Genomic DNA, 19,758 nt, shown 5'->3' with positions numbered 1-19,758 from the left:
TGTTGCATTATTTAGAATGCTTGCTATAATAATAAATGTACTTAAGAGGTTGTCTAAGACCGATTTGAATAGTATTGTTCCGAAGTAGCTCAGTTGGTAGTAGCACCTGACTGTTAATCAGGTTGTCGCAGGTTCGAGTCCTGCCTTCGGAGCCATTTTTTTGCTCATTTTTAAGATGGCTTTATACATAAAAAAATGTAGAAAAGTGTTGCAAGAATGTAGAAATAATGTTATCATAATTCTTGTCTTGTTTGAGACATAAGTTTGGCCCCTTGGTCAAGTGGTTAAGACACCGCCCTTTCACGGCGGTAACACGGGTTCGAATCCCGTAGGGGTCACCATTTAAAATACATCATCATGATGTACAGGCTTTAAAATGAAAATAAACTGTGATATAACACACCTGTTTCTATGGAGGATTAGCTCAGCTGGGAGAGCATCTGCCTTACAAGCAGAGGGTCGGCGGTTCGAGCCCGTCATCCTCCACCATTATTCTTGTGTTATTTCGGAGGGGTAGCGAAGTGGCTAAACGCGGCGGACTGTAAATCCGCTCCTTAGGGTTCGGCGGTTCGAATCCGTCCCCCTCCACCAGTTTTATAAATGATTGGGGTATAGCCAAGCGGTAAGGCAACGGATTTTGATTCCGTCATGCCTAGGTTCGAATCCTAGTACCCCAGCCATTTTTCTTTTATGAGCCATTAGCTCAGTTGGTAGAGCATCTGACTTTTAATCAGAGGGTCGAAGGTTCGAGTCCTTCATGGCTCACTTTTATAGAATAAAATATATTCAAAAGTGATATAATAAATACAGATAACTAGTCTCTTACTGAAAACAGTAGGAGATTTTTTTATGTTATTTGAAAATGAATAAATATGCGTATTTATGTTGGGTTGAGCCAAGTGGTAAGTAGGCTTTACAATAGTCTTATAACTTTTAGGGGGTATAAAAACATGAATAAACTTAATATTTCTATTATTGGAGTACCAACAGATTACGGACAAACACGCCGAGGCGTAGATATGGGACCAAGTGCTATTCGTTATGCAGGCGTTGTTGAACGTTTAGCAAGTATTGGACACGAGGTACAAGATCAAGGGGATATTCGTGTTAGTCAAAAGCATGCAAACGCGACAGTAGATGAAAAGTTATTGAATTTAGAGGAAGTAGTAGAAGTTAGTACGGCTTTAGCTAATAGCGTACATGAAGTAGTCGAACAAAAAAAATTCCCACTTGTATTTGGTGGTGACCATAGTATTGCTATTGGGACACTTGCAGGATTAGCGGAACATTATAAAAATCTAGGTGTTATTTGGTATGATGCACATGCAGATTTAAATACACCTGAAACTACACCTTCCGGCAACATACATGGAATGCCTTTAGCAGTTAGTATTGGGCTTGGGCATGAACGTTTAGTTCAAATTCGTAATAATGTGCCAAAAATTAAGCCAGAAAACGTTATTATTATAGGAGCTCGTTCTGTAGATCCTGGTGAGCGTGATTTGATTCGTGAACAAGGGATTAAAGTATACACTATGCATGAAATTGACCGACTTGGCATGACGCGTGTTATGGAAGATGCACTTGCCTATTTAAAAGAGCGAGATGTTGATGGATTACACCTATCGCTGGATTTAGATGGACTTGACCCTCTTTATACACCAGGTGTTGGAACACCAGTGCCAGGTGGAATTACGTATCGAGAAAGTCATTTAGCGATGGAAATGTTACAAGAGTCTGGAATGTTAACTTCAGCAGAGTTTGTAGAAGTTAATCCGATATTAGACGAGAAAAATACAACAGCAAATGTAGCTGTTGCTTTAATGGGATCTTTATTTGGAGAAACTTTAGTTTAAAGAAAATTTTTCAAAAAATTGCCTGTTGCCACATTGCATAAAAATCTTTTGCTATAATTGAAATAAAACGAAACTTTTCTTATTGATGGGTCGTATAGTATAAGACAGTTGTAAAGGTGGAGAAGTCAACACAATGGATGCGTTAGTAAATAAGAGAATAAAACAAGTGCTTAAAGGCGATCAAAACGCATTTGCCGATATTGTGAGTCTCTATCAGCACAAACTGTACCAAGTATGCTATCGAATGTTAGGTAACAAACAAGAATCTGAAGATATTGCTCAGGAAGCTTTTGTTCGGGCATATATGAATTTGCATACTTTTGATCAGAAAAGAAAGTTTTCCACGTGGCTTTATCGCATAGCGACAAACCTCTGTATAGATCGGATTCGGAAAAAGAAACCGGATTATTATTTAGATGCAGAAGTAGCTGGTACAGAAGGGCTTGATATGTATTCACAAATCGCAGCAGACGACCAGCTACCAGAGGAGCAGTTAGAGCAAATGGAGCTGCAAGATCGCATTCAATACGAAATTGGACGTTTACCGGATAAATACCGTTCGGTTATAGTATTGAAATATATAGAAGAGTTATCGTTGCAAGAGATTAGCGAGATTTTAGATATGCCGCTTGGAACGGTGAAAACGAGAATTCACCGCGGACGTGAGGCATTACGTAAGCAGTTAAACAATCTGTAGGAGGGGGAGCGTCATGAATACTTGTCCAGAGCATATTATTGATTATATGCATGATTATTTAGACGGTGACATTAGTCGTGAGCATGAGCAAGAGTTAAAGCAACACTTGCATACATGTAATGATTGTAAACAGTTGATGCATGAATTGAGTGAAACAATCGCCTTTGTGAAGAGTGCTTCCCATATTACAGCGCCTCCGGATTTTGAAGCAGCAGTAATGGCTCGTTTACCAAAACCAAAAAGTCGAGTAGGCATACAAAAATGGATACGTCGACATCCACTTTTTGTGGCAGCAGCAGTATTTTGTTTATTTATGAGTGCTACCTTGCTCGGTAGCTTTATGGATGACCAGCATTTCTCTGTGACCAAGCAGCCCAATTTAGTTGTGGATGGTCAAACGGTTATCGTACCTGAAGGAGAAGTTGTAAAGGGCGATATTGTTGTGAAAAATGGCGATTTGGTTGTTGAAGGAGAAGTTGATGGTAACGTCACAGTCATAAACGGGCAATACATGGCATCTTCAGCGGTAGTTTCAGGGAGAATTGAAGAAATTGACGAAGTATTTGAATGGTTATGGTATACAATTAAAAACTCTGTAAAATCAGCCATGACATTTGATGAAAAGGAAGAAACTAAATAACACTCTATACGTCCTAAAAAATAGTGCACGTGAGAGGCTGAAAGGTCTACTCTTCTGAGTAGACTTTTTATTTGAAAAAAGTTACATTTGATAAGAATGTGCTATACTTGAATGTGTATGGATTCGTAATGAAAAGTGGGGGATGCCACGTGCAAATTATTGAACATTTCACAGATTTAACGCCTGTGAATATTGTTATTAACTTCATCGATGTACTGCTCGTTTGGTACGTTGTTTATAAGGTCTTAACCCTCATTAAAGGTACGAAGGCTGTCCAATTACTTAAGGGAATTTTCGTCATTATTATTGCACGAATTGCAACAGACCTTTTAGGGTTACAAACATTAGGCTGGATGTTACAGCAGGTCATTGAATTTGGTTTCTTAGCGATTATTATCATCTTCCAACCTGAAATCAGACGAGGCTTAGAACAAATTGGTAGAGGTAAACTTTTCCAACGATCATCTAGTCAAGAAGACGAGGAGCAAACAAGGCTTATAGAGGCTATGAAAAAATCTGTAAGTTATATGGCTAAACGTCGAATAGGTGCGTTAATTTCAATTGAAAAAGAAACAGGTCTTAACGAATATATTGAAACAGGTATAGGTCTAAATGCTGAAATTTCTTCAGAATTGCTAATTAATATCTTTATACCGAATACGCCACTACATGATGGGGCGGTTATTATGCAAAGAGATAAAGTTACAGCGGCAGCTTGTTATTTACCTCTATCTGAAAGTCCATTTATTTCAAAGGAGTTAGGGACACGCCATCGTGCTGCGCTTGGGTTAAGTGAAGTTACGGATGCAATTACAATCGTTGTCTCAGAGGAAACAGGCGCCATTAGTATTACGTTGAATGGTAATCTCCATCGTAATCTTTCTCTAGAGGAGTTCGAGACACTATTGCGAAAAATGTGGTTCGGATCAGCACAAGAGTCAAATGCAGCCTCTAAGTTAACTTGGAGGGGGAAAAAGAATGGATAAAATGATGGATAGCCCTTGGGTATTAAGAATCATCGCGCTATTTTTAGCATTTTTGCTTTTTTTCTCAGTTCGTACCGAGCTATCTCCAATCAATACAACAACCACCACTGAACAGACTGATATTATTCGTGATGTGCCAGTAGATGTTTATTATGATAATGAGAATCTGATTGTAACAGGTTTACCTGAAACAGTAGATGTGAAGATAAAAGGGCCAATGCCTGTTGTTATAAAAACAAGAGCAACAAAGGATTTCTCAGTATTTGTTGATTTAAGTAATCTATTGATTGGCGAGCATGATGTAAAGCTACAATACGAAAATATTTCTGATAAGTTAAAGGTTACATTAGACCCTGCAACTATTCATGTAAATATTGAGGAAAAGGTCACGAAAGAGTTCCGAGTGGACCCTGAAATGAATACTCGACTAATAGAAGAAGGGTATATTTTAAAGGATATGGTAGCTGATCCACCGACTGTTTACGTGACAGGTGCAAAAAGTGCTATTGAAAGCATCAGCTATGTAAAAGCAACTGTTGCTGGAGAGCCAGGCTTGAAGCAATCCTTCACTCAGGACGCGGCAGTAAAAGTATTAGATCGAGACTTAAATAAACTTGATGTGACAATTGAACCTGATACTGTTAATGTTCAAGTAGATATTGGGGAATATAGTCGAGAACTCCCGGTTGTTTTGAGGGAAACAGGGCAAGCATTGGATGATATAACGATCAATTCTTTAACATTTACGCAAAAAATGATTAAAGTATATGGCAGAAAATCGATTATTGATGGTTTAACAGAAATTCCAATAACAGTAGACCTGTCAAAAATTACAGAGTCAAAAACTTATGAAATTGATGTAAAATTACCAGATGGTGTGACAAAAATATCTGATAAGAAAATAAAAGTGAAGGCAGATATTACAAAAGTAGAGAAGGAAGAAGAGCAGAAAACACCAGCTTCTACAGAGGAAGCGCCACCTCCAACTGAAGAAACTGATGTGAAGGATGATAGTACTACTACTGATAAAAATACGCCAACCGATGAAACGGAAGATATTGATTCTTAAACAATATCTGACTATAATTTTATTTTGATTCTAAATCAAAAATCTAACCGGGGTTTGTTTTGGTGGGTAGACCGCAATATATTCACCAAACAAACTAACTGAGTGGACTATTAAAAATTACCAATGAATAAACAAAAGCAGACTTTTCCAAAAGTAAGCGGACAAGTGTCTATGGATGAATATGACACAGTCTTGCATTGAAGGAGAGAATAAGTAGAATGGGTAAATATTTTGGAACAGATGGCGTCCGTGGCGTCGCCAATAGTGAACTAACACCGGAATTTGCATTTAAACTTGGCCGTATAGGTGGCTATGTGTTAACGAAGGATGCAACTGACCGTCCTAAGGTTTTAATTGGTCGTGACACACGTATTTCAGGCGAGATGCTGGAAGGTGCACTTGTTGCTGGGCTCTTATCAATTGGGGTAGAAGTAATGCGACTCGGAATTATTTCAACTCCAGGTGTGGCATATCTTACTCGTATTATGAGCGCAGATGCAGGCGTCATGATTTCAGCTTCGCATAACCCAGTAGCGGACAATGGCATCAAATTCTTTGGTCCAGATGGCTTTAAACTAACAGATGCACAAGAAGAGGAAATTGAAATTTTACTTGATGCTCAAGAGGATACATTACCACGTCCAATAGGGGCTGATTTAGGATCTGTAAGTGACTATTTCGAGGGTGGACAAAAGTATATTCAATACTTAAAGCAAACAGTGGATGAAGAATTTGATGGTATCCATGTAGCATTAGACTGTGCACATGGTGCTACCTCATCATTAGCGACGCATCTTTTTGCGGATCTAGAGGCTGACATTTCTACAATGGGTGCTTCTCCAACTGGTCTAAATATTAATGATGGTGTAGGTTCAACGCATCCTGAGGGACTAGCTAAGTTTGTATTGGAAAAGAATGCAGATGTTGGTCTAGCATTTGATGGGGACGGTGACCGTTTAATTGCTGTAGATGAAAACGGTAAAATTGTTGACGGTGATCAAATTATGTTTATTATTGGAAAGTATTTAAATGCAGTTGGTCGTTTAAAGAAGCAAACAATTGTCTCAACTGTTATGAGCAATATGGGCTTCTATAAGGCTGTCGAAGATAACGGTATGCGAAGTATACAAACGGCAGTAGGAGATCGTTATGTTGTAGAGGAAATGCGTGCTAATGATTACAATTTAGGTGGCGAACAATCAGGGCATATTGTTTTCTTAGATTTTAATACAACAGGCGATGGTCTACTAACAGGTATTCAGCTTGTCGACATTATGAAAGCAACAGGTAAGAAGCTGTCGGAGCTTGCTGCTGAAATGAAAATCTATCCTCAGCGTCTTGTCAATGTTCGCGTAACAGACAAGCATGCAGTGACTGAAAATACGAAAGTGGCCGCTGTGATTGCAGAGGTAGAAGCGGAAATGGCAGGGAATGGTCGTGTCTTAGTACGTCCTTCAGGTACTGAGCCACTTGTTCGTGTAATGGTGGAAGCTGCTACAGAAACAGATTGTGAGCGTTTTGTTGAGCGTATTGCCGATGTTGTACGTGCAGAAATGGGCTTAACAGAATAGTAAATGAAGAATATGAACTCGATTTCCATTTTTAGGAAATCGAGTTTTTCTTGTTTGAAATGGATGTTTGAAATAGAAAAGATGGGGAACAGTAAAAGGGAGTCACAATAACAAGGAGTGTTTGATAGATATGGCTAAAATTGCTACAGTTATTACCGATATGTTCGAGGATAGTGAATTTACAAGTCCTAAAGAAGCTTTAGAAGCGGCTGGACATCAGCTAGTAACAATTGATACAGAGGCAGGAAAAGAAGTAAAAGGAAAACATGGGGAAACAGTAAAAATTGATAAAGGCATTGATGAAGTAAAGGCCAATGATTTTGATGCACTGTTTATACCTGGTGGTTTTTCTCCGGATATCTTACGCGCCGATGATCGAGTAGTGGCGTTTGTAAAATCCTTTATGGATGATATGAAACCTACCTTTGCCATTTGTCATGGACCGCAGCTACTAATTACGGCAAAAACACTAAATGGTCGTGACGCCACGGGTTATAAATCCATTCAAGTAGATTTAGAAAATGCAGGGGTAAAATTCCACGATGAAGAAGTATTCGTCTGTCAAAAGCAACTAGTAACAAGTAGAACACCAGATGACCTACCTGCCTTTAATAGAGAAATAGTAAATTTATTAGCTAGTAAATAATAAAAAGGGCACAAGCTGTTTTGGCTTGTGTCTTTCGTTATCTTTTGGATAATGTGATGAGCGCATTTGTGATTGTACCAAGATCAATATGCCTTCTGCTATACCCTCAAAGTCCATAATCGTACGTTGTTTGACAATTTTATACCCATAAATTGTGCAACGATTAATGATTTCGAATACGATCCCCTTTAAACCTTCTTTGAGCATTTCGCTCAGATTCTCTACAAATTCGCCTCCACTAACAATTGTTTGTCTACATATTTGTCACGAAAAAGCAAGAGCACTAGGTATTTTTTATAACGAAAGTTTGACGGATAGCATATGATTGAGTATGATGGAGAAGTTGAAGACGAGGTCCGACCTTGTTCTTTAACGAACGCAAAAGGAGGAAAGAGAGCGTAAAATCGGAAAACAATTATAGCGCCTGAGCTGAAGAAATTGGACGAAATGGATCTTCAGCAGACGAGGTGGAGGTTTATCGAAAATTCGGCGGATACCTCCCGATCGACATACCCGATTGTCATTTTTCATTTTGAAAGCATTTGAGCGATTGAATGTACAGGAAATGGAGAAGGTATTGTAAAGCAATAGATGAATAGTAGAAAACTTCACATATCGAATGCTCCATTCAGATGGCTGAATGATTTGATTGCATGTACGGGGGTGTTTTATTTTATATAAAAATAAAGCATGCCTGTCCATTCTAAAAATTCGATAGATGAGGTCTACTTTGTCATTGCGTTAAATTGACAATATCGGAGGACGAGAATTTATGTGTGGAATTGTAGGATATATTGGTGAATCAGATGCAAAGGAAATTTTATTAAAAGGCTTAGAGAAACTAGAATACCGTGGTTATGATTCAGCAGGTATTGCAGTACGTAATGAAGAAGGCGTAACTGTTTTTAAAGAAAAAGGACGTATCGCAGACTTAAGAGGAGCAGTAGATGAAGATGTTGCTGCTAAAATTGGTATTGGTCATACACGTTGGGCAACACATGGTGTACCAAATCGCTTAAATGCTCACCCTCATCAAAGTGCATCAGGGCGTTTTACGCTTGTGCACAATGGGGTAATTGAAAACTATCATCTATTACAAAAAACGTATTTAAAAGGCATTCCGATGAAATCTGATACAGATACAGAGGTTATCGTGCAATTAGTAGAATTGTTTGTAAAGGAAGGTTTATGCACAGCAGATGCTTTCCGTAAAACATTATCTTTACTACATGGTTCATATGCGCTTGCATTATTAGATGCAGAAGCTGCAGATACAATCTTTGTAGCGAAAAATAAATCCCCACTTTTAGTTGGAATTGGTGAAGGCTTCAATGTTGTTGCTTCGGATGCAATGGCTATGCTGCAAGTGACAGATCAATATGTAGAGCTTCACGACAAAGAGGTTGTCATTGTACACAAGGCTAGCGTTGAAATTACAAAACTAGATGGTTCTGTAGTTGAACGTGCACCATATACAGCAGAGCTTGATATGAGCGACATTGAAAAGGGGACATATCCTCATTATATGTTAAAAGAAATGGATGAGCAGCCTACAGTCATTCGCAAAATTATTCAAGCGTATGAGGGTGACAATGGCGATCTAACAATAGATACAGAAATCTTAGAAGCATTGCGAACTGCAGATCGTTTATATATTATTGCGGCGGGCACAAGCTATCATGCAGGCCTTATTGGTAAACAATATTTCGAAAAAATGGCTGGTATTCCAGTAGAAGTTCATATTTCTAGTGAATTTGGCTATAATATGCCATTACTTTCAGAAAGACCTTTATTTATCTTTATTACACAATCAGGTGAAACAGCAGATAGCCGTCAGGTACTAGTAAAAATTAAAGAGCTTGGCTACCCAACATTAACGATTACAAATGTTCCTGGCTCAACTCTATCACGAGAAGCTGACCACACATTGTTATTACATGCAGGTCCAGAAATTGCGGTAGCTTCTACAAAAGCATATGTGGCGCAAGTTGCTGTCCTTGCTTTAGCAGCATACGTAACAGCAAAAGCAAATGGCACAGGCTTAGAATTTGATTTAAAACAAGAGCTTGCGATTGCCGCAAACGGTATCCAAACAATGATTGACTCAAAAGATGTATTAGAAGACATCGCAGAAGACTACTTAAAAATCGCGCGTAATGCATTCTTTATTGGTCGTAATATGGACTTCTACGTGAGCCTTGAAGGGGCCTTAAAGCTAAAGGAAATCTCTTATATCCAAGCAGAAGGCTTTGCTGGCGGTGAGCTTAAACACGGAACAATTGCTTTAATTGAAGAAGGAACACCAGTGTTTGCACTTGTTACACAAGCATCAGTTGGGCTAAACATCCGTGGTAATGTGAAAGAAGTTGCTGCGCGTGGTGCATATCCATGTATTATTGCGATGGCTGGTATCGATGAGGATGGAGACCGCTTAGTCATTCCACATGTTCACGAATACCTAACGCCACTTGTATCGGTAGTGCCATTACAGTTAATCAGCTACTATGCTGCACTCCACCGTCGTTGTGATGTGGATAAACCACGTAACTTAGCTAAATCGGTGACGGTTGAGTAATTATTCATTCGGGACAAAAAAATTCAGTTTATGACACTCAAAGGCTGTATAAGCTGAAATAAAATATCGAAATTAAAACTCGATCCATTAACCATGGGTCGAGTTTTTTACAATTATTGTAAATTAAATTTTAAAGAGTTTTGTAAATATTTTCTAAAAATATTGTAGTCAGTTTCATGAATATAGTTGTTAATTACTTTATATTTGGTTTGTTCTAACAGACAAGATATTAGGACAGCTGAAGGAAACCAGCTCATACCGTAAAAATCATCGCTGTATCAAAGATTTTTTAAAATAATTCGTAAGTATAGAAGCAAGGGGACCCAGCTATTTTTATAGAATTTGACAGCCGTATAGTGGACTGTAATTCCATAGATATCTTCAATAAAAATCCCCATTAGATTATACCTAACAGGGAAGATAGTAACTGATCACCTATGTGTAGTTACAGCTTTATTCTTTTGTTGTAGCGCTTCATTTTTTTCAGCGAAGCGGTCGTTGTGGGAAGAAACGCCCGCCATTTTTGCTTCTGTAGGGTCAATGTATAATTTGGCGCTATTTACAGCGAGGACCGCGTCATTAAATGCGCCTGCAATCAGTCTTATTTTCCCTTCGTTCGTTACAATATCGCCTGCGCCAAAGATGCCGGGGATACTAGTGCACATTTTTGGTGTAACGGAAATGCCCCATTCTTCAGAAGCTAAGCCCCAATCCATAATGGCGCCACCAAAGTTTCGGTCAAACCCGTGATTGACAAGTACTTCGTCTACTTCAATGTTTGTTGTATCATCTGAATGAACATGCTGTAATGTGACATGCTCGATTTTATTACCATTACCATGTAAACGAGAAACCGTATAGGGAACAAAGGTAGTGACGATAGACTTCATGCGCGTTACAGAAGATTCAAAGGCACTAAAGTCATCACGTCTATGCACGACATACACTTCTTTGGCGATAGGAGCCATTTCAATAGCCCAATCTACAGCTGAGTCGCCTCCACCAGAGATGAGTACACGTTTATCTTTAAATCTATTTATGTTCGTTACTGTATAATGAAGGTTGTTTAGTTCATAGCGGTCAGCGCCTTCTACCGTTAATTTCTGAATGCGTGTAATGCCTCGTCCTGTAGCTAGAATAATCGTTTTTGTATAATGTTTCTCGCCTGTTTTTGCTGTTAAGACAAAAATGCCATCATCGCGTTTTTCCATGCCAACAATTTCTTGACCAAAGACGATTGTTGGATTAAATGTCGTCGCTTGCTTGATTAAGGAATGAATGATTTCTTCACATCGAACAGGCTCAATACCCCCGACATCCCAAACTAATTTCTCGGGATAGGTACGCATAAATCCACCTAGTTCATGCTTTACTTCGATAATTTTTGTTTTCATTTCACGCATGCCACTGTAAAAGGCAGCATACATGCCTGCTGGGCCTCCACCGATAATAATTACATCATAAATTTCTTGTTGCATTTAACGCACCAACCTTTCAACTAAATAATCAAGGAATAATGGAGAGCCAACTAAACCTTCACCTACAACGTAATCAGCTGTTTTTAATGGGTAAACATTGCCTGCCTTCACGGCATCCATTCCTTGCCACATTGGGCTATTCTCTAAATCCTTCATGGATTGTTCACTACTATAATTTTGCATTTGACGTTGTTCAACAAAAATATGGTCTGCGTCAATCTCAGGTAAAACTTCTAAGGAAATAGGGGTGAACCAATCATGATGATCCTTCAGCTTAGTTGGAATACTTAATCCCAGCTGTGTATATAACATGTCACTACCAGGACTACCCTTTTCAGTGCCTAACACACGATATTGATTTTGTTCTACACGCAATACAAGAATTTTTTCGTCACCTATAGCCTGATGTAGTTTCTCTTTCGTATCTGCTATTTTGTCTCTATACTTCTGTAGAGCAAGCTCTGCTTCTTTTTCTTTATTGAACAGTTCACCAAGCACAGGTACATATTCATCTATTGCAACACCGGCTTCAACAGCTACCGTAGGGGCAATTTTACTTAATGCTTCATATTTTTTAGCATCAATAGCTGCGCCTTGAGCAATAATGACATCTGGTGCTGCTTGAAGAATAACTTCTAAATTGTCTTCATATTGCACAGTTGGAATAATTTTAACATGGTTGTCATCGAATAAGTTAAAGCGATATTCAGGTTCAATTTCTTCAACAACTGTCACCATTTGAGGCGTTACACCGATTTCAATTAGGTTTTCAGCATAGTTAGAACTAAGAACTAATATATTTTTAGGCTCGGTAGGGATAGTGACATCACCGTAGGCATCTTTTACAACACGTGTTGTTGGCTCGCTTTTTTCTTTTGGATCCTTTTCTTCATTTCCGCTTTCTTTGTTAGTACTTGAGCAAGCAACTAAAGCTAAAGCAACAAGTATAAGAAGTATATAGGGCGTCATTTTTTTCATGGATTATTGCTCCTTTTTATTTGATAATGATTATCAATATCAAATAATAACAGGTAATGTTAAACCCTACTATGGCGTAAAGTGCCTTAAAAATTGGATTATTGTGTTCTAGAAGCAAACACTCCCTAAAATCGCTTGTTCAATCTGTTGCATAATCTCCCTTTTGCCAAATACACTACAATTGTTAATCCATAAACCAGTATCTACAGAAAAAACACGGTTATTTTTCACCGCATCTAAATTTGCCCACTGCTCACCATTTTGTAAAGTAGCTAGGCTTAAGTCGGCGGTATAATAGTCCATTATGCGTTTTTCAATAAATAAATATGTAGGATTGGCAGCCACTAATTGTTGTAAGGAACATATGTTGAAACTGTTTGCATTTGCGCGCAATCCTTCAGGCATTTGCAAGCCCAGCTCCTGATATAAGAGGATAGCCGAGTCACTAGAAGATTCACCGAGATAGCGGTAACCTAGCTCCTCCACACGTAAGTATAGGACAGTAGCATCTTTTATTATATGATGTTGTATTTTATTTTTTAGAACCTCTACATATGTAGTAAGTTCGCGAATGATTTGTGCAGCTTCCTTCTCTTTATTAAACAATTTACCAAAATAACGGATGAGTGAATGTAGATCATAGGTTAGTCCAGTGATAACAGGGGCGATAGTTTGGAACTGCTGTTTTGTCTCCTCTGTTAAGTCGACACCGATAATTAAATCTGGTTGTTGTTGTACAATTATGTCCTGCTGAATCACATATTGAGGCATTTCTAAAATGGTTGTACCAACTTCATGAAAAAGAAGTTGTTGATACTTTGGAGTCAGGGAGTTAGTTACAGTAACACAATTAGGTACAACTCCTAATGCTATCGCAATTTCTGCATGTGCAGGTGAGAGATAGCAAACACGATATTCACTAACGGTTTTTTTGTATTGCTTAGGTGGGCGACCAACAATACGTTTAAACTGTCGGCTAAAGTTTTGCACATCATCAAAGCCAACTTTTTTTGCGATATTTTGTGATAAATCATCTGTTGTTAATAGCATTTCCTGTGCGCGGAAAATACGATAACTAATTAAATAAGCTATCGGTGTCTTATCATATAACTCAATGAATTTTCTTGAATAATACCATGGACTATATCCAGCGATAGCTGCCAATTCATCTCTCGTCATCATTTGATTATATTTCTTTTGCATATAAATAACGGTATGTTTCATTCTTTGTTCCAGGGTGTATTCATCTATTGGTCTCTCTTGTTGTAATTCTTTCAACAAGCTGTATAAAATAAATTGTTTAATAGTAATATGGAGATGATCTGTGTTTATAGCAAGCGATATACGAATATCTGCGATGACCGTTTCAGGCACTCGTTGAATATAGTAACCATTTGTTGTATCGATAGACCAATTACAGGTTGATTTGATTTCTGTATCATATAGCTCAAAGCTAATTAAATAGCCTGAAAAATCAAGTCGATTTGTATGTGTAAGTTGGATAACGGCATCATTTTCAAGGGCGATTAAATGCCCAAATACAATATGCTCATTATGACCATTAATAGATAGAGTGGTTTGGCCATCCGTAATCAATAAGAGAGCCGCACGATCAAGATGTATCGTCGATTTATGAAATAATGATTTGGCTAAATCTTTTATTTCTGTGCAATGTGCCAGCCAATTAGGATTAGAATCAAGCATTTATGTACTCCTTTAGTTTGTTGTGATAAAAGTATACTACGGAATGTCACAACAAACGTCATAAAACGGTAAGAGCAAAATGAATACCGTAAAAATCATGACGAAAACACCTCTGTGTTAAGGAGGTGTATAAAAGGTGAGTTTACATATCAGGCTCTTTCTCTGAAAATGCCTGAAGCATTTTTTTTATATCTTCGACTAAAGGCTTAGGTGCTTTTTGTACAGAGCCTGTATCAAATGGGGGCTGTGGATCATATTCCAGTATTAACTGAACTCCCATACTAAGGTCGTCACCAAATTCCCATGCAACTAGTTGTAGAGCCATATCAATACCAGAAGAGACGCCAGCTGCTGTGACCATTTTATTTTGGCGCACAACTCTTTCATCTGTTGGAATAGTTCCAAGGGATTGTAGGATATCAAAGGAACCCCAGTGACTAGTTGCCTTCATTCCTTTTAATAGACCAGCTGCACTTAAAATAAGAGAGCCATTGCACACGGATGTTGTCCATTTGGTTGTTTGATGTATGTTACGAATCCAATTGAGCGTTGTTTCATCATTCATTGGATTTTTGAAGTTAGGTGGACTACAGCCAGGAACAATAAGAATATCGGCAGAAGTTATGTCAGAAAAGCTATAGTCTGCATGCAAAAAGCCCATTTTTGAATCTAGTTTAATCAGTCCTTTATCTTTAGCAACAAATTTCACATGACATTGCTGTGTAGCTGCAAATACCTCGTATGGACCAATTGCGTCCAAAGCTGTAATCCCATCGTAAAGTAAAATTGCTATTTCCAAAACTATCTCTCCTTTAAAATATATTAGGACCGAACCGTCCGGTCCGCAAGATAATCTTAAACGCAAATGCATTTTTTTTCAACAATATAATTATTACATTTCAGTGAAAACCAAGAGGTATTGTATTTTAAACCTCTTGGTTCTTTGGTGCGTACTGTTGTAAAAGGTATGTGATCTGTTCAATACTATGATTCATATGATCGTTATTTAAAGCTAAACGACTAGACATGACAGCACCCTCTAAAGTAGAGAATAAAAAAGATGCTAGGGAATAAGCATTTACATGCTGCCTAAATTCTTTGGCATGTATTCCTTCTTCAATGATTGATTGTAAAAAAAGTAGGGTTTCTTTATGTGCATTAGCAGCTAACTCATGTAGTTCTGGGAATCCATCATCACTTTCAATGGCTGTATTCAGTAGCGGACATCCACCATCAACTGGTGGGGTATGAACCGCATCTTGATAAACTTCAAACATAGCAATTATTTTATCTGTCGCTGTTATTTTAGACTTTATTGCTTCAAAATAATGATCCCAAATAATCTTCATAGAATAGGTGAAGGAAGCAATGGCTATGTCATTTTTATTTTCAAAACGTCTATAAATGGCACCCTTAGGTAATGCCGTGGCAGTCATAATATCTTGAATAGAAGTTTGGTTGTAACCTTTTTTATTAAATAAACTTAGAGAAGTTTGGATAATAAGATCACGTATTTGATCTTCTTTATTCATTGAATTTCCTCCATTTTGCACAATGATAGCTTACATTTAAAGGTTTATTTTTTATAAATTTAGTCCAAATCTTTTTAGTTCAATAAAAATACCTTCCAATCCCTTTCCTTTTTCTGTTAGCGTATATTCCACGCGAGGGGGAACCTCAGGGAATACCTTTCTTTCTAAAATACCTTGATCCTCCAACACTTTAAGGCGGAGGGAAAGTGTTTTCGGGCTAATTCCATCCATTGATTTCAATAGGTCACTAAAGCGCATCGTTCCTTCTATAAGCAGATCACGAATTATCAAAAATGTCCATTTTGTTCCAATTATATCCAGTGTTTTAGCGATGGGACAAGTCTCACCTGGAGTTCCTTTGGTCAACACGACTGGCTCAATCACACTCATCAGAAACAGCCTCCTAAAATTTTTTTGTCTAATTCACCTTATATTATCACAATAGTATACTTCTAGAAACTTTGTGAAATAAATATCACTACTTCCGAAAATGAAGTAACTATATATATAATATCGTTGGCTTTGTTAATCCATTACTAGATTAAGGGGGTAATGAAATTTAGTGAGATTTCAACAAAATATCAACTATCCTTAAGCGTAGATCTTATAATAAGTACCTTTACTATCAGTACCCATTATGAATGAAAGCGTGATATACAAATGCCAGAGAAATTGAATTTTTAATTTACTATTTGGAAATATAGGAGGTAAAAACATGTTAAAAGATAAAAAGGTTGTCATTATTGGTGGGAGCTCTGGGATTGGCTTGGAATCAGCGAAACAACTATTAGCCCAAGGTGCTGAAGTAATCATTGCAAGTCGATCTGAAGATAAATTACGGAAAGCAAAAGAGCAATTGGGGGTGAAGGCTATAGCTTACACACTAGATACAACACAAGAACAGCAAGTTGTGTCTTTCTTTGAAAAAGTCGGTCCGTTCGATCATCTTGTAGTAAGCGCAGCAGAAACATCAGGGGGCTCATTCATCCAAACAAGTACAGTCCAGGCTCGACAGTTATTTGAAAACAAATTTTGGGGACAATATTATGCAGCAAAATACGGCGCGTTGAAAATTTTACCAAACGGTTCCATTACTTTATTTTCTGGGGTTGTGGCCTATAAATCTATGGTTGGTTCAGCAACTCTAGGTGCAGTCAATGCAGCTGTTTCTAATCTAGGCCAAACTTTGGCATTAGAACTTGCTCCAATCCGAGTGAATATTGTTTCACCTGGTATCATTGATACACCTTCTCGTAATAAAATGCCAGAAGAAATACGGAATAATTTTTATGCTTCTGTTGAAAATAAACTTCCAGTTAAACGTATAGGGAGGGTCGAAGATGTTGCACAAAGCATATTATACTTGCTACAAAATAGTTTTGTGACTGGAACCATTCTTCATGTAGAAGGAGGTCACATACTAGCATAATCAGTAACTAAAAGAAAAATGGAGTTAAACATTCATTTTTTGATAGATAAGAATAATCCATACGGATTTAAGTAATATTCAGATACTAATAATCATATTAAAAGTGGAAAGCTTCAATTTCATAAACAAAAGTCTGTGAGATTAAACAAGTATAGCCTAGTGACCTTAAGCCTCGTTTAAAAGCCAAATATAATTATGTAGAATAAGGATTGCTTCATGAATAAAGAAGTGATAAGCAGTTTTTTTCTATTTTGAACAATATGTTGAAATATTTATATGTAATTTTTGGTATAATTACATATAAATATATTAAGGAGTGTGCTCTATGAAAAAACTACTTATTATTACGAGTTATTTAGGCTTTTTTATATTAGGAGGTTTAACCTTCACCTACCTTTCAACGACAGAGGCAGCAAGCAGTTTGAAAAAGATCAATGTTTCTCAAGATACGATTCATTACTATGTAGATAAGGTTGAGAAAAAGCCAAAAGAGGGTCAATCTGGCTTTATTTATGAAGGAACTACTTATGTGCCGATGCGTTTTATTGCTGAGTCTTTAGGGAAAAATGTGACATGGGATGGTAAATCAAAATCCATTTATATTGGTGATGCTCCAACCTTCATCTCTTTAAAAGATGTAAAGCCTATTGGGAGTGATGAAGATCACTTCTTCCATAACCCAAGTTCTATCGTTATTAGTACTGGAGAAAAGTTTGAACAATCCTATCAACTAGGTGGCTATCACGGCGGTGGGGCTGTACAAGATCATACAGTTGAATACATGGCTAATGGAAAATATAAATCATTTGAAACATACCTAGCGCCTGTTAAAAAGCTAGCGGCAGGTTCTTTCGGCATAGGCTATATGAAAATTTACGCAGATAATAAATTGATTTATGATAGCGGGTCGATAAAAGATAAGGTAAAGGTTAATGTTAATTTAGAAGGTGCTTCAAAAGTGAAGTTTGAAATTGAAGGCAGTGGTTTAGGTATATTGGATCCTAAATTTACTCAATAAGCTTAAAATTAAAAGGCGATGACAAGAACGAGTGTCATCGTCTTATTTAAAGGGATGTAATAACTATTTCGACATAATTAAAGTCAATACATTTTTGTAAAAATTTTCACATTTACTTATAAAATAGTTGGTCTATTTATGGTATAATTTCAAACGTTGTAGGTAAGGAAGTAGAAAAAGGGAGAGAAAATCTTATGATGAAAAAGATAATGAAACGTACAAGCGCTATTTTGCTGGGGGCTTCATTGATGCTGACAACGGTTGTACCTGTGATCCATGCGGAGGAGCAGTCACTACCTTTAACACCATCAATTAGTGAGTGGGCAATAGAAACATTAAATGAGGGTGAAAAATACGGAATCTTTCCAATGGAATGGTATTTCGATGGTTTCCTTCAAGAAATTTCGGTAGATAAAGTAAATGAATTATTAGCTTTAACAGAAAAGAAAATTGCTTCTCTAGGTTTAGATGAAAACAAACAATATAAACCAGTGAGTGTGAAGAATGATAACACACGTGGGGATATTGTAAAACGTTTATATAATATTGTAGCGCGTTATGATTTACCGGTTGGTAAAGATCCTATTCAATTTATGAAAGAGCATCATATATTACAAGGCTCTGCTAATGGATTACAGCTGGAGAGCAAGGCAACGACTCAACAGGCTGTAATATTGGCTGTGCGTTTCATTCAGAGTACATATGGGCTAGCAGAGCAAGGATCGAACGGGGTAGCTTGGGTTGTTCAGGATGAGGATACACTTGTATACTTACTAGGTTCCATTCATCTAGGAACACCCGATTTATATCCATTCAATAACAAACTAGTAAAGGCATTCAATGAATCGGATGCGCTATTAGTAGAGGCGAATATCCTGGATGCGGAAGCACTCGAATACTATGCAGAAAAAGCAATGTATACAGATGGCAAAACACTAAAAGATACTGTTGCACCAGAAACATATGCGAAGTTAGAACAAGTCGCAAAGCTTTACAATCTTCCAATGGAGGAACTAACAGTACAAAAGCCATGGATGCTTTCTAGTGCATTATCAATGCTGGCAATGGACGATTCCTTTGGAATGACACCACAAGAAATGACAATGCACGGGATTGATATATACTTTTTATTGAACGCACAGTTGCAACAAAAGCCAGTGATTGAATTAGAAGGTACAAGAGCGCAGGTAGATATGTTTGATGCATTGTCACCAGAGGCACAGGAACAGTCATTAGTCGCTGTGCTGGATAATATCATCAATCCATCTGAAGAAAATCAATCCGAAATTCTTCAAGAATGGTTTACAAGCTGGCAGCAAGGGAATGTGGAAGAATTCGCAAAAAGCTTCCAAGCAATGGAGGGACAATCATCTGAGTTCAATGAAATGCTTTTCGGCTTACGTGATGAGCAAATGGCCAAGAAAATCATGAATGTTCTTGAAGAGAAAAAAGGAAAGTACTTTGTTGTTGTGGGATCAGGACATTTCCTAGTAGATAAAAATATTCGCTATCATTTGGAGCAAAACGGATACGATGTAAAGCCGTTTTATCAATAAAATTATAAAGGCAACCCAAAGCT

Annotated in this window: 17 protein-coding genes and 6 tRNA genes; 17 read left to right on the top strand and 6 right to left on the bottom strand. The window is 37.6% G+C overall.

Going from position 1 to position 19,758, the window contains the following annotated elements:
* Window positions 1-78: 78 nt before the first annotated feature.
* From MKX57_RS22955 to glmS, 14 genes are all read left to right on the top strand, one after another.
* A tRNA-Asn gene (locus tag MKX57_RS22955) sits at window positions 79-155 on the top strand.
* A gap of 111 nt (window positions 156-266) precedes the next feature.
* A tRNA-Glu gene (locus tag MKX57_RS22950) sits at window positions 267-341 on the top strand.
* Window positions 342-413: 72 nt separating this feature from the next.
* Window positions 414-489: transfer RNA gene (locus MKX57_RS22945), tRNA-Val, on the top strand.
* A gap of 18 nt (window positions 490-507) precedes the next feature.
* Window positions 508-591, top strand: a tRNA-Tyr gene (locus MKX57_RS22940).
* A gap of 14 nt (window positions 592-605) precedes the next feature.
* Window positions 606-680 (top strand) — tRNA-Gln (locus MKX57_RS22935).
* A gap of 12 nt (window positions 681-692) precedes the next feature.
* Window positions 693-765 (top strand) — tRNA-Lys (locus MKX57_RS22930).
* A 185-nt stretch (window positions 766-950) separates the two neighbouring features.
* Window positions 951-1,856 carry an arginase gene (gene rocF / locus MKX57_RS22925; protein ID WP_008175543.1) on the top strand — a complete coding sequence of 302 codons (906 nt, stop codon included), beginning with the start codon at window positions 951-953 and terminating at the stop codon, window positions 1,854-1,856.
* A 133-nt stretch (window positions 1,857-1,989) separates the two neighbouring features.
* Window positions 1,990-2,553: an RNA polymerase sigma factor SigW gene (sigW, locus tag MKX57_RS22920; protein ID WP_004225410.1), complete on the top strand. Its 564-nt coding sequence runs from the start codon at window positions 1,990-1,992 to the stop codon at window positions 2,551-2,553.
* A 13-nt stretch (window positions 2,554-2,566) separates the two neighbouring features.
* Window positions 2,567-3,193 (top strand): anti-sigma factor, encoded by a 627-nt coding sequence (locus MKX57_RS22915; protein ID WP_008175536.1) that lies wholly within the window; start codon window positions 2,567-2,569, stop codon window positions 3,191-3,193.
* Between the two features lie 149 nt (window positions 3,194-3,342).
* Window positions 3,343-4,179, top strand: coding sequence for a diadenylate cyclase CdaA (cdaA, locus tag MKX57_RS22910; protein ID WP_012296035.1), 837 nt, complete (start codon window positions 3,343-3,345; stop codon window positions 4,177-4,179).
* On the top strand, window positions 4,172-5,248 hold the full coding sequence (locus MKX57_RS22905; RefSeq protein WP_008175531.1) for a CdaR family protein: 1,077 nt from the start codon (window positions 4,172-4,174) through the stop codon (window positions 5,246-5,248). The genes cdaA and MKX57_RS22905 overlap by 8 nt, the downstream gene beginning before the upstream one ends.
* A gap of 218 nt (window positions 5,249-5,466) precedes the next feature.
* Window positions 5,467-6,819 (top strand): phosphoglucosamine mutase, encoded by a 1,353-nt coding sequence (glmM, locus tag MKX57_RS22900; RefSeq protein WP_090002165.1) that lies wholly within the window; start codon window positions 5,467-5,469, stop codon window positions 6,817-6,819.
* 130 nt (window positions 6,820-6,949) lie between these two features.
* Window positions 6,950-7,465, top strand: coding sequence for a type 1 glutamine amidotransferase domain-containing protein (locus tag MKX57_RS22895; RefSeq protein WP_090002163.1), 516 nt, complete (start codon window positions 6,950-6,952; stop codon window positions 7,463-7,465).
* Between the two features lie 772 nt (window positions 7,466-8,237).
* Window positions 8,238-10,040, top strand: coding sequence for a glutamine--fructose-6-phosphate transaminase (isomerizing) (glmS, locus tag MKX57_RS22890; protein ID WP_090002159.1), 1,803 nt, complete (start codon window positions 8,238-8,240; stop codon window positions 10,038-10,040).
* A 431-nt stretch (window positions 10,041-10,471) separates the two neighbouring features.
* Here glmS and MKX57_RS22885 read toward each other — a convergent pair whose 3' ends face one another.
* From MKX57_RS22885 to MKX57_RS22860, 6 genes are all read right to left on the bottom strand, one after another.
* Window positions 10,472-11,518, bottom strand: a complete 1,047-nt coding sequence (locus tag MKX57_RS22885; RefSeq protein WP_171365955.1) for an NAD(P)/FAD-dependent oxidoreductase — start codon at window positions 11,516-11,518, stop codon at window positions 10,472-10,474.
* On the bottom strand, window positions 11,519-12,496 hold the full coding sequence (locus tag MKX57_RS22880) for an ABC transporter substrate-binding protein (protein ID WP_239355451.1): 978 nt from the start codon (window positions 12,494-12,496) through the stop codon (window positions 11,519-11,521). It lies immediately after the preceding gene.
* A 108-nt stretch (window positions 12,497-12,604) separates the two neighbouring features.
* The gene (locus MKX57_RS22875; RefSeq protein WP_342550647.1) at window positions 12,605-14,200 is read right to left on the bottom strand and encodes a helix-turn-helix domain-containing protein; all 1,596 of its coding nucleotides are present in this window, start codon (window positions 14,198-14,200) and stop codon (window positions 12,605-12,607) included.
* Between the two features lie 142 nt (window positions 14,201-14,342).
* Window positions 14,343-14,999: a DJ-1/PfpI family protein gene (locus MKX57_RS22870; RefSeq protein ID WP_342550646.1), complete on the bottom strand. Its 657-nt coding sequence runs from the start codon at window positions 14,997-14,999 to the stop codon at window positions 14,343-14,345.
* 127 nt (window positions 15,000-15,126) lie between these two features.
* Complete coding sequence (locus MKX57_RS22865; protein ID WP_342550645.1) at window positions 15,127-15,732, bottom strand: TetR/AcrR family transcriptional regulator; 606 nt, start codon at window positions 15,730-15,732, stop codon at window positions 15,127-15,129.
* A gap of 51 nt (window positions 15,733-15,783) precedes the next feature.
* Complete coding sequence (locus tag MKX57_RS22860; RefSeq protein ID WP_008175508.1) at window positions 15,784-16,122, bottom strand: helix-turn-helix domain-containing protein; 339 nt, start codon at window positions 16,120-16,122, stop codon at window positions 15,784-15,786.
* 325 nt (window positions 16,123-16,447) lie between these two features.
* On the opposite strand from MKX57_RS22860, the gene MKX57_RS22855 reads away from it, so the two are divergent.
* The 3 genes from MKX57_RS22855 to MKX57_RS22845 all read left to right on the top strand — a co-directional run bounded on the left by MKX57_RS22855 (window position 16,448) and on the right by MKX57_RS22845 (window position 19,735).
* Entirely contained in the window at window positions 16,448-17,161 is a 714-nt protein-coding gene (locus tag MKX57_RS22855) for an SDR family oxidoreductase (protein WP_008175505.1), read from the top strand.
* Window positions 17,162-17,486: 325 nt separating this feature from the next.
* On the top strand, window positions 17,487-18,179 hold the full coding sequence (locus tag MKX57_RS22850) for a stalk domain-containing protein (RefSeq protein WP_008175503.1): 693 nt from the start codon (window positions 17,487-17,489) through the stop codon (window positions 18,177-18,179).
* A gap of 194 nt (window positions 18,180-18,373) precedes the next feature.
* Window positions 18,374-19,735 (top strand): TraB/GumN family protein, encoded by a 1,362-nt coding sequence (locus MKX57_RS22845; RefSeq protein WP_089985894.1) that lies wholly within the window; start codon window positions 18,374-18,376, stop codon window positions 19,733-19,735.
* Window positions 19,736-19,758: the final 23 nt, after the last annotated feature.

It is taken from the genome of Lysinibacillus sp. FSL M8-0216, assembly GCF_038595555.1.
Lineage (GTDB): Bacteria > Bacillota > Bacilli > Bacillales_A > Planococcaceae > Lysinibacillus > Lysinibacillus fusiformis.
The sequence above is the reverse complement of the archived record's forward strand: the minus strand, read 5'-3'. Positions and strand labels throughout refer to the sequence as shown.

Bases quoted from the DNA above. Each gene is read 5' to 3' on its own strand.
- MKX57_RS22885 (WP_171365955.1), bottom strand. From the start codon at position 11,518: ATGCAACAAGAAATTTATGATGTAATTATTATCGGTGGAGGCCCAGCA.
- MKX57_RS22880 (WP_239355451.1), bottom strand. From the start codon at position 12,496: ATGAAAAAAATGACGCCCTATATACTTCTTATACTTGTTGCTTTAGCT.
- rocF (WP_008175543.1), top strand. From the start codon at position 951: ATGAATAAACTTAATATTTCTATTATTGGAGTACCAACAGATTACGGA.
- MKX57_RS22845 (WP_089985894.1), top strand. From the start codon at position 18,374: ATGATGAAAAAGATAATGAAACGTACAAGCGCTATTTTGCTGGGGGCT.
- MKX57_RS22915 (WP_008175536.1), top strand. From the start codon at position 2,567: ATGAATACTTGTCCAGAGCATATTATTGATTATATGCATGATTATTTA.
- MKX57_RS22860 (WP_008175508.1), bottom strand. From the start codon at position 16,122: ATGAGTGTGATTGAGCCAGTCGTGTTGACCAAAGGAACTCCAGGTGAG.
- MKX57_RS22875 (WP_342550647.1), bottom strand. From the start codon at position 14,200: ATGCTTGATTCTAATCCTAATTGGCTGGCACATTGCACAGAAATAAAA.
- MKX57_RS22895 (WP_090002163.1), top strand. From the start codon at position 6,950: ATGGCTAAAATTGCTACAGTTATTACCGATATGTTCGAGGATAGTGAA.
- MKX57_RS22865 (WP_342550645.1), bottom strand. From the start codon at position 15,732: ATGAATAAAGAAGATCAAATACGTGATCTTATTATCCAAACTTCTCTA.
- sigW (WP_004225410.1), top strand. From the start codon at position 1,990: ATGGATGCGTTAGTAAATAAGAGAATAAAACAAGTGCTTAAAGGCGAT.
- glmS (WP_090002159.1), top strand. From the start codon at position 8,238: ATGTGTGGAATTGTAGGATATATTGGTGAATCAGATGCAAAGGAAATT.
- MKX57_RS22850 (WP_008175503.1), top strand. From the start codon at position 17,487: ATGAAAAAACTACTTATTATTACGAGTTATTTAGGCTTTTTTATATTA.
- glmM (WP_090002165.1), top strand. From the start codon at position 5,467: ATGGGTAAATATTTTGGAACAGATGGCGTCCGTGGCGTCGCCAATAGT.
- MKX57_RS22855 (WP_008175505.1), top strand. From the start codon at position 16,448: ATGTTAAAAGATAAAAAGGTTGTCATTATTGGTGGGAGCTCTGGGATT.
- MKX57_RS22905 (WP_008175531.1), top strand. From the start codon at position 4,172: ATGGATAAAATGATGGATAGCCCTTGGGTATTAAGAATCATCGCGCTA.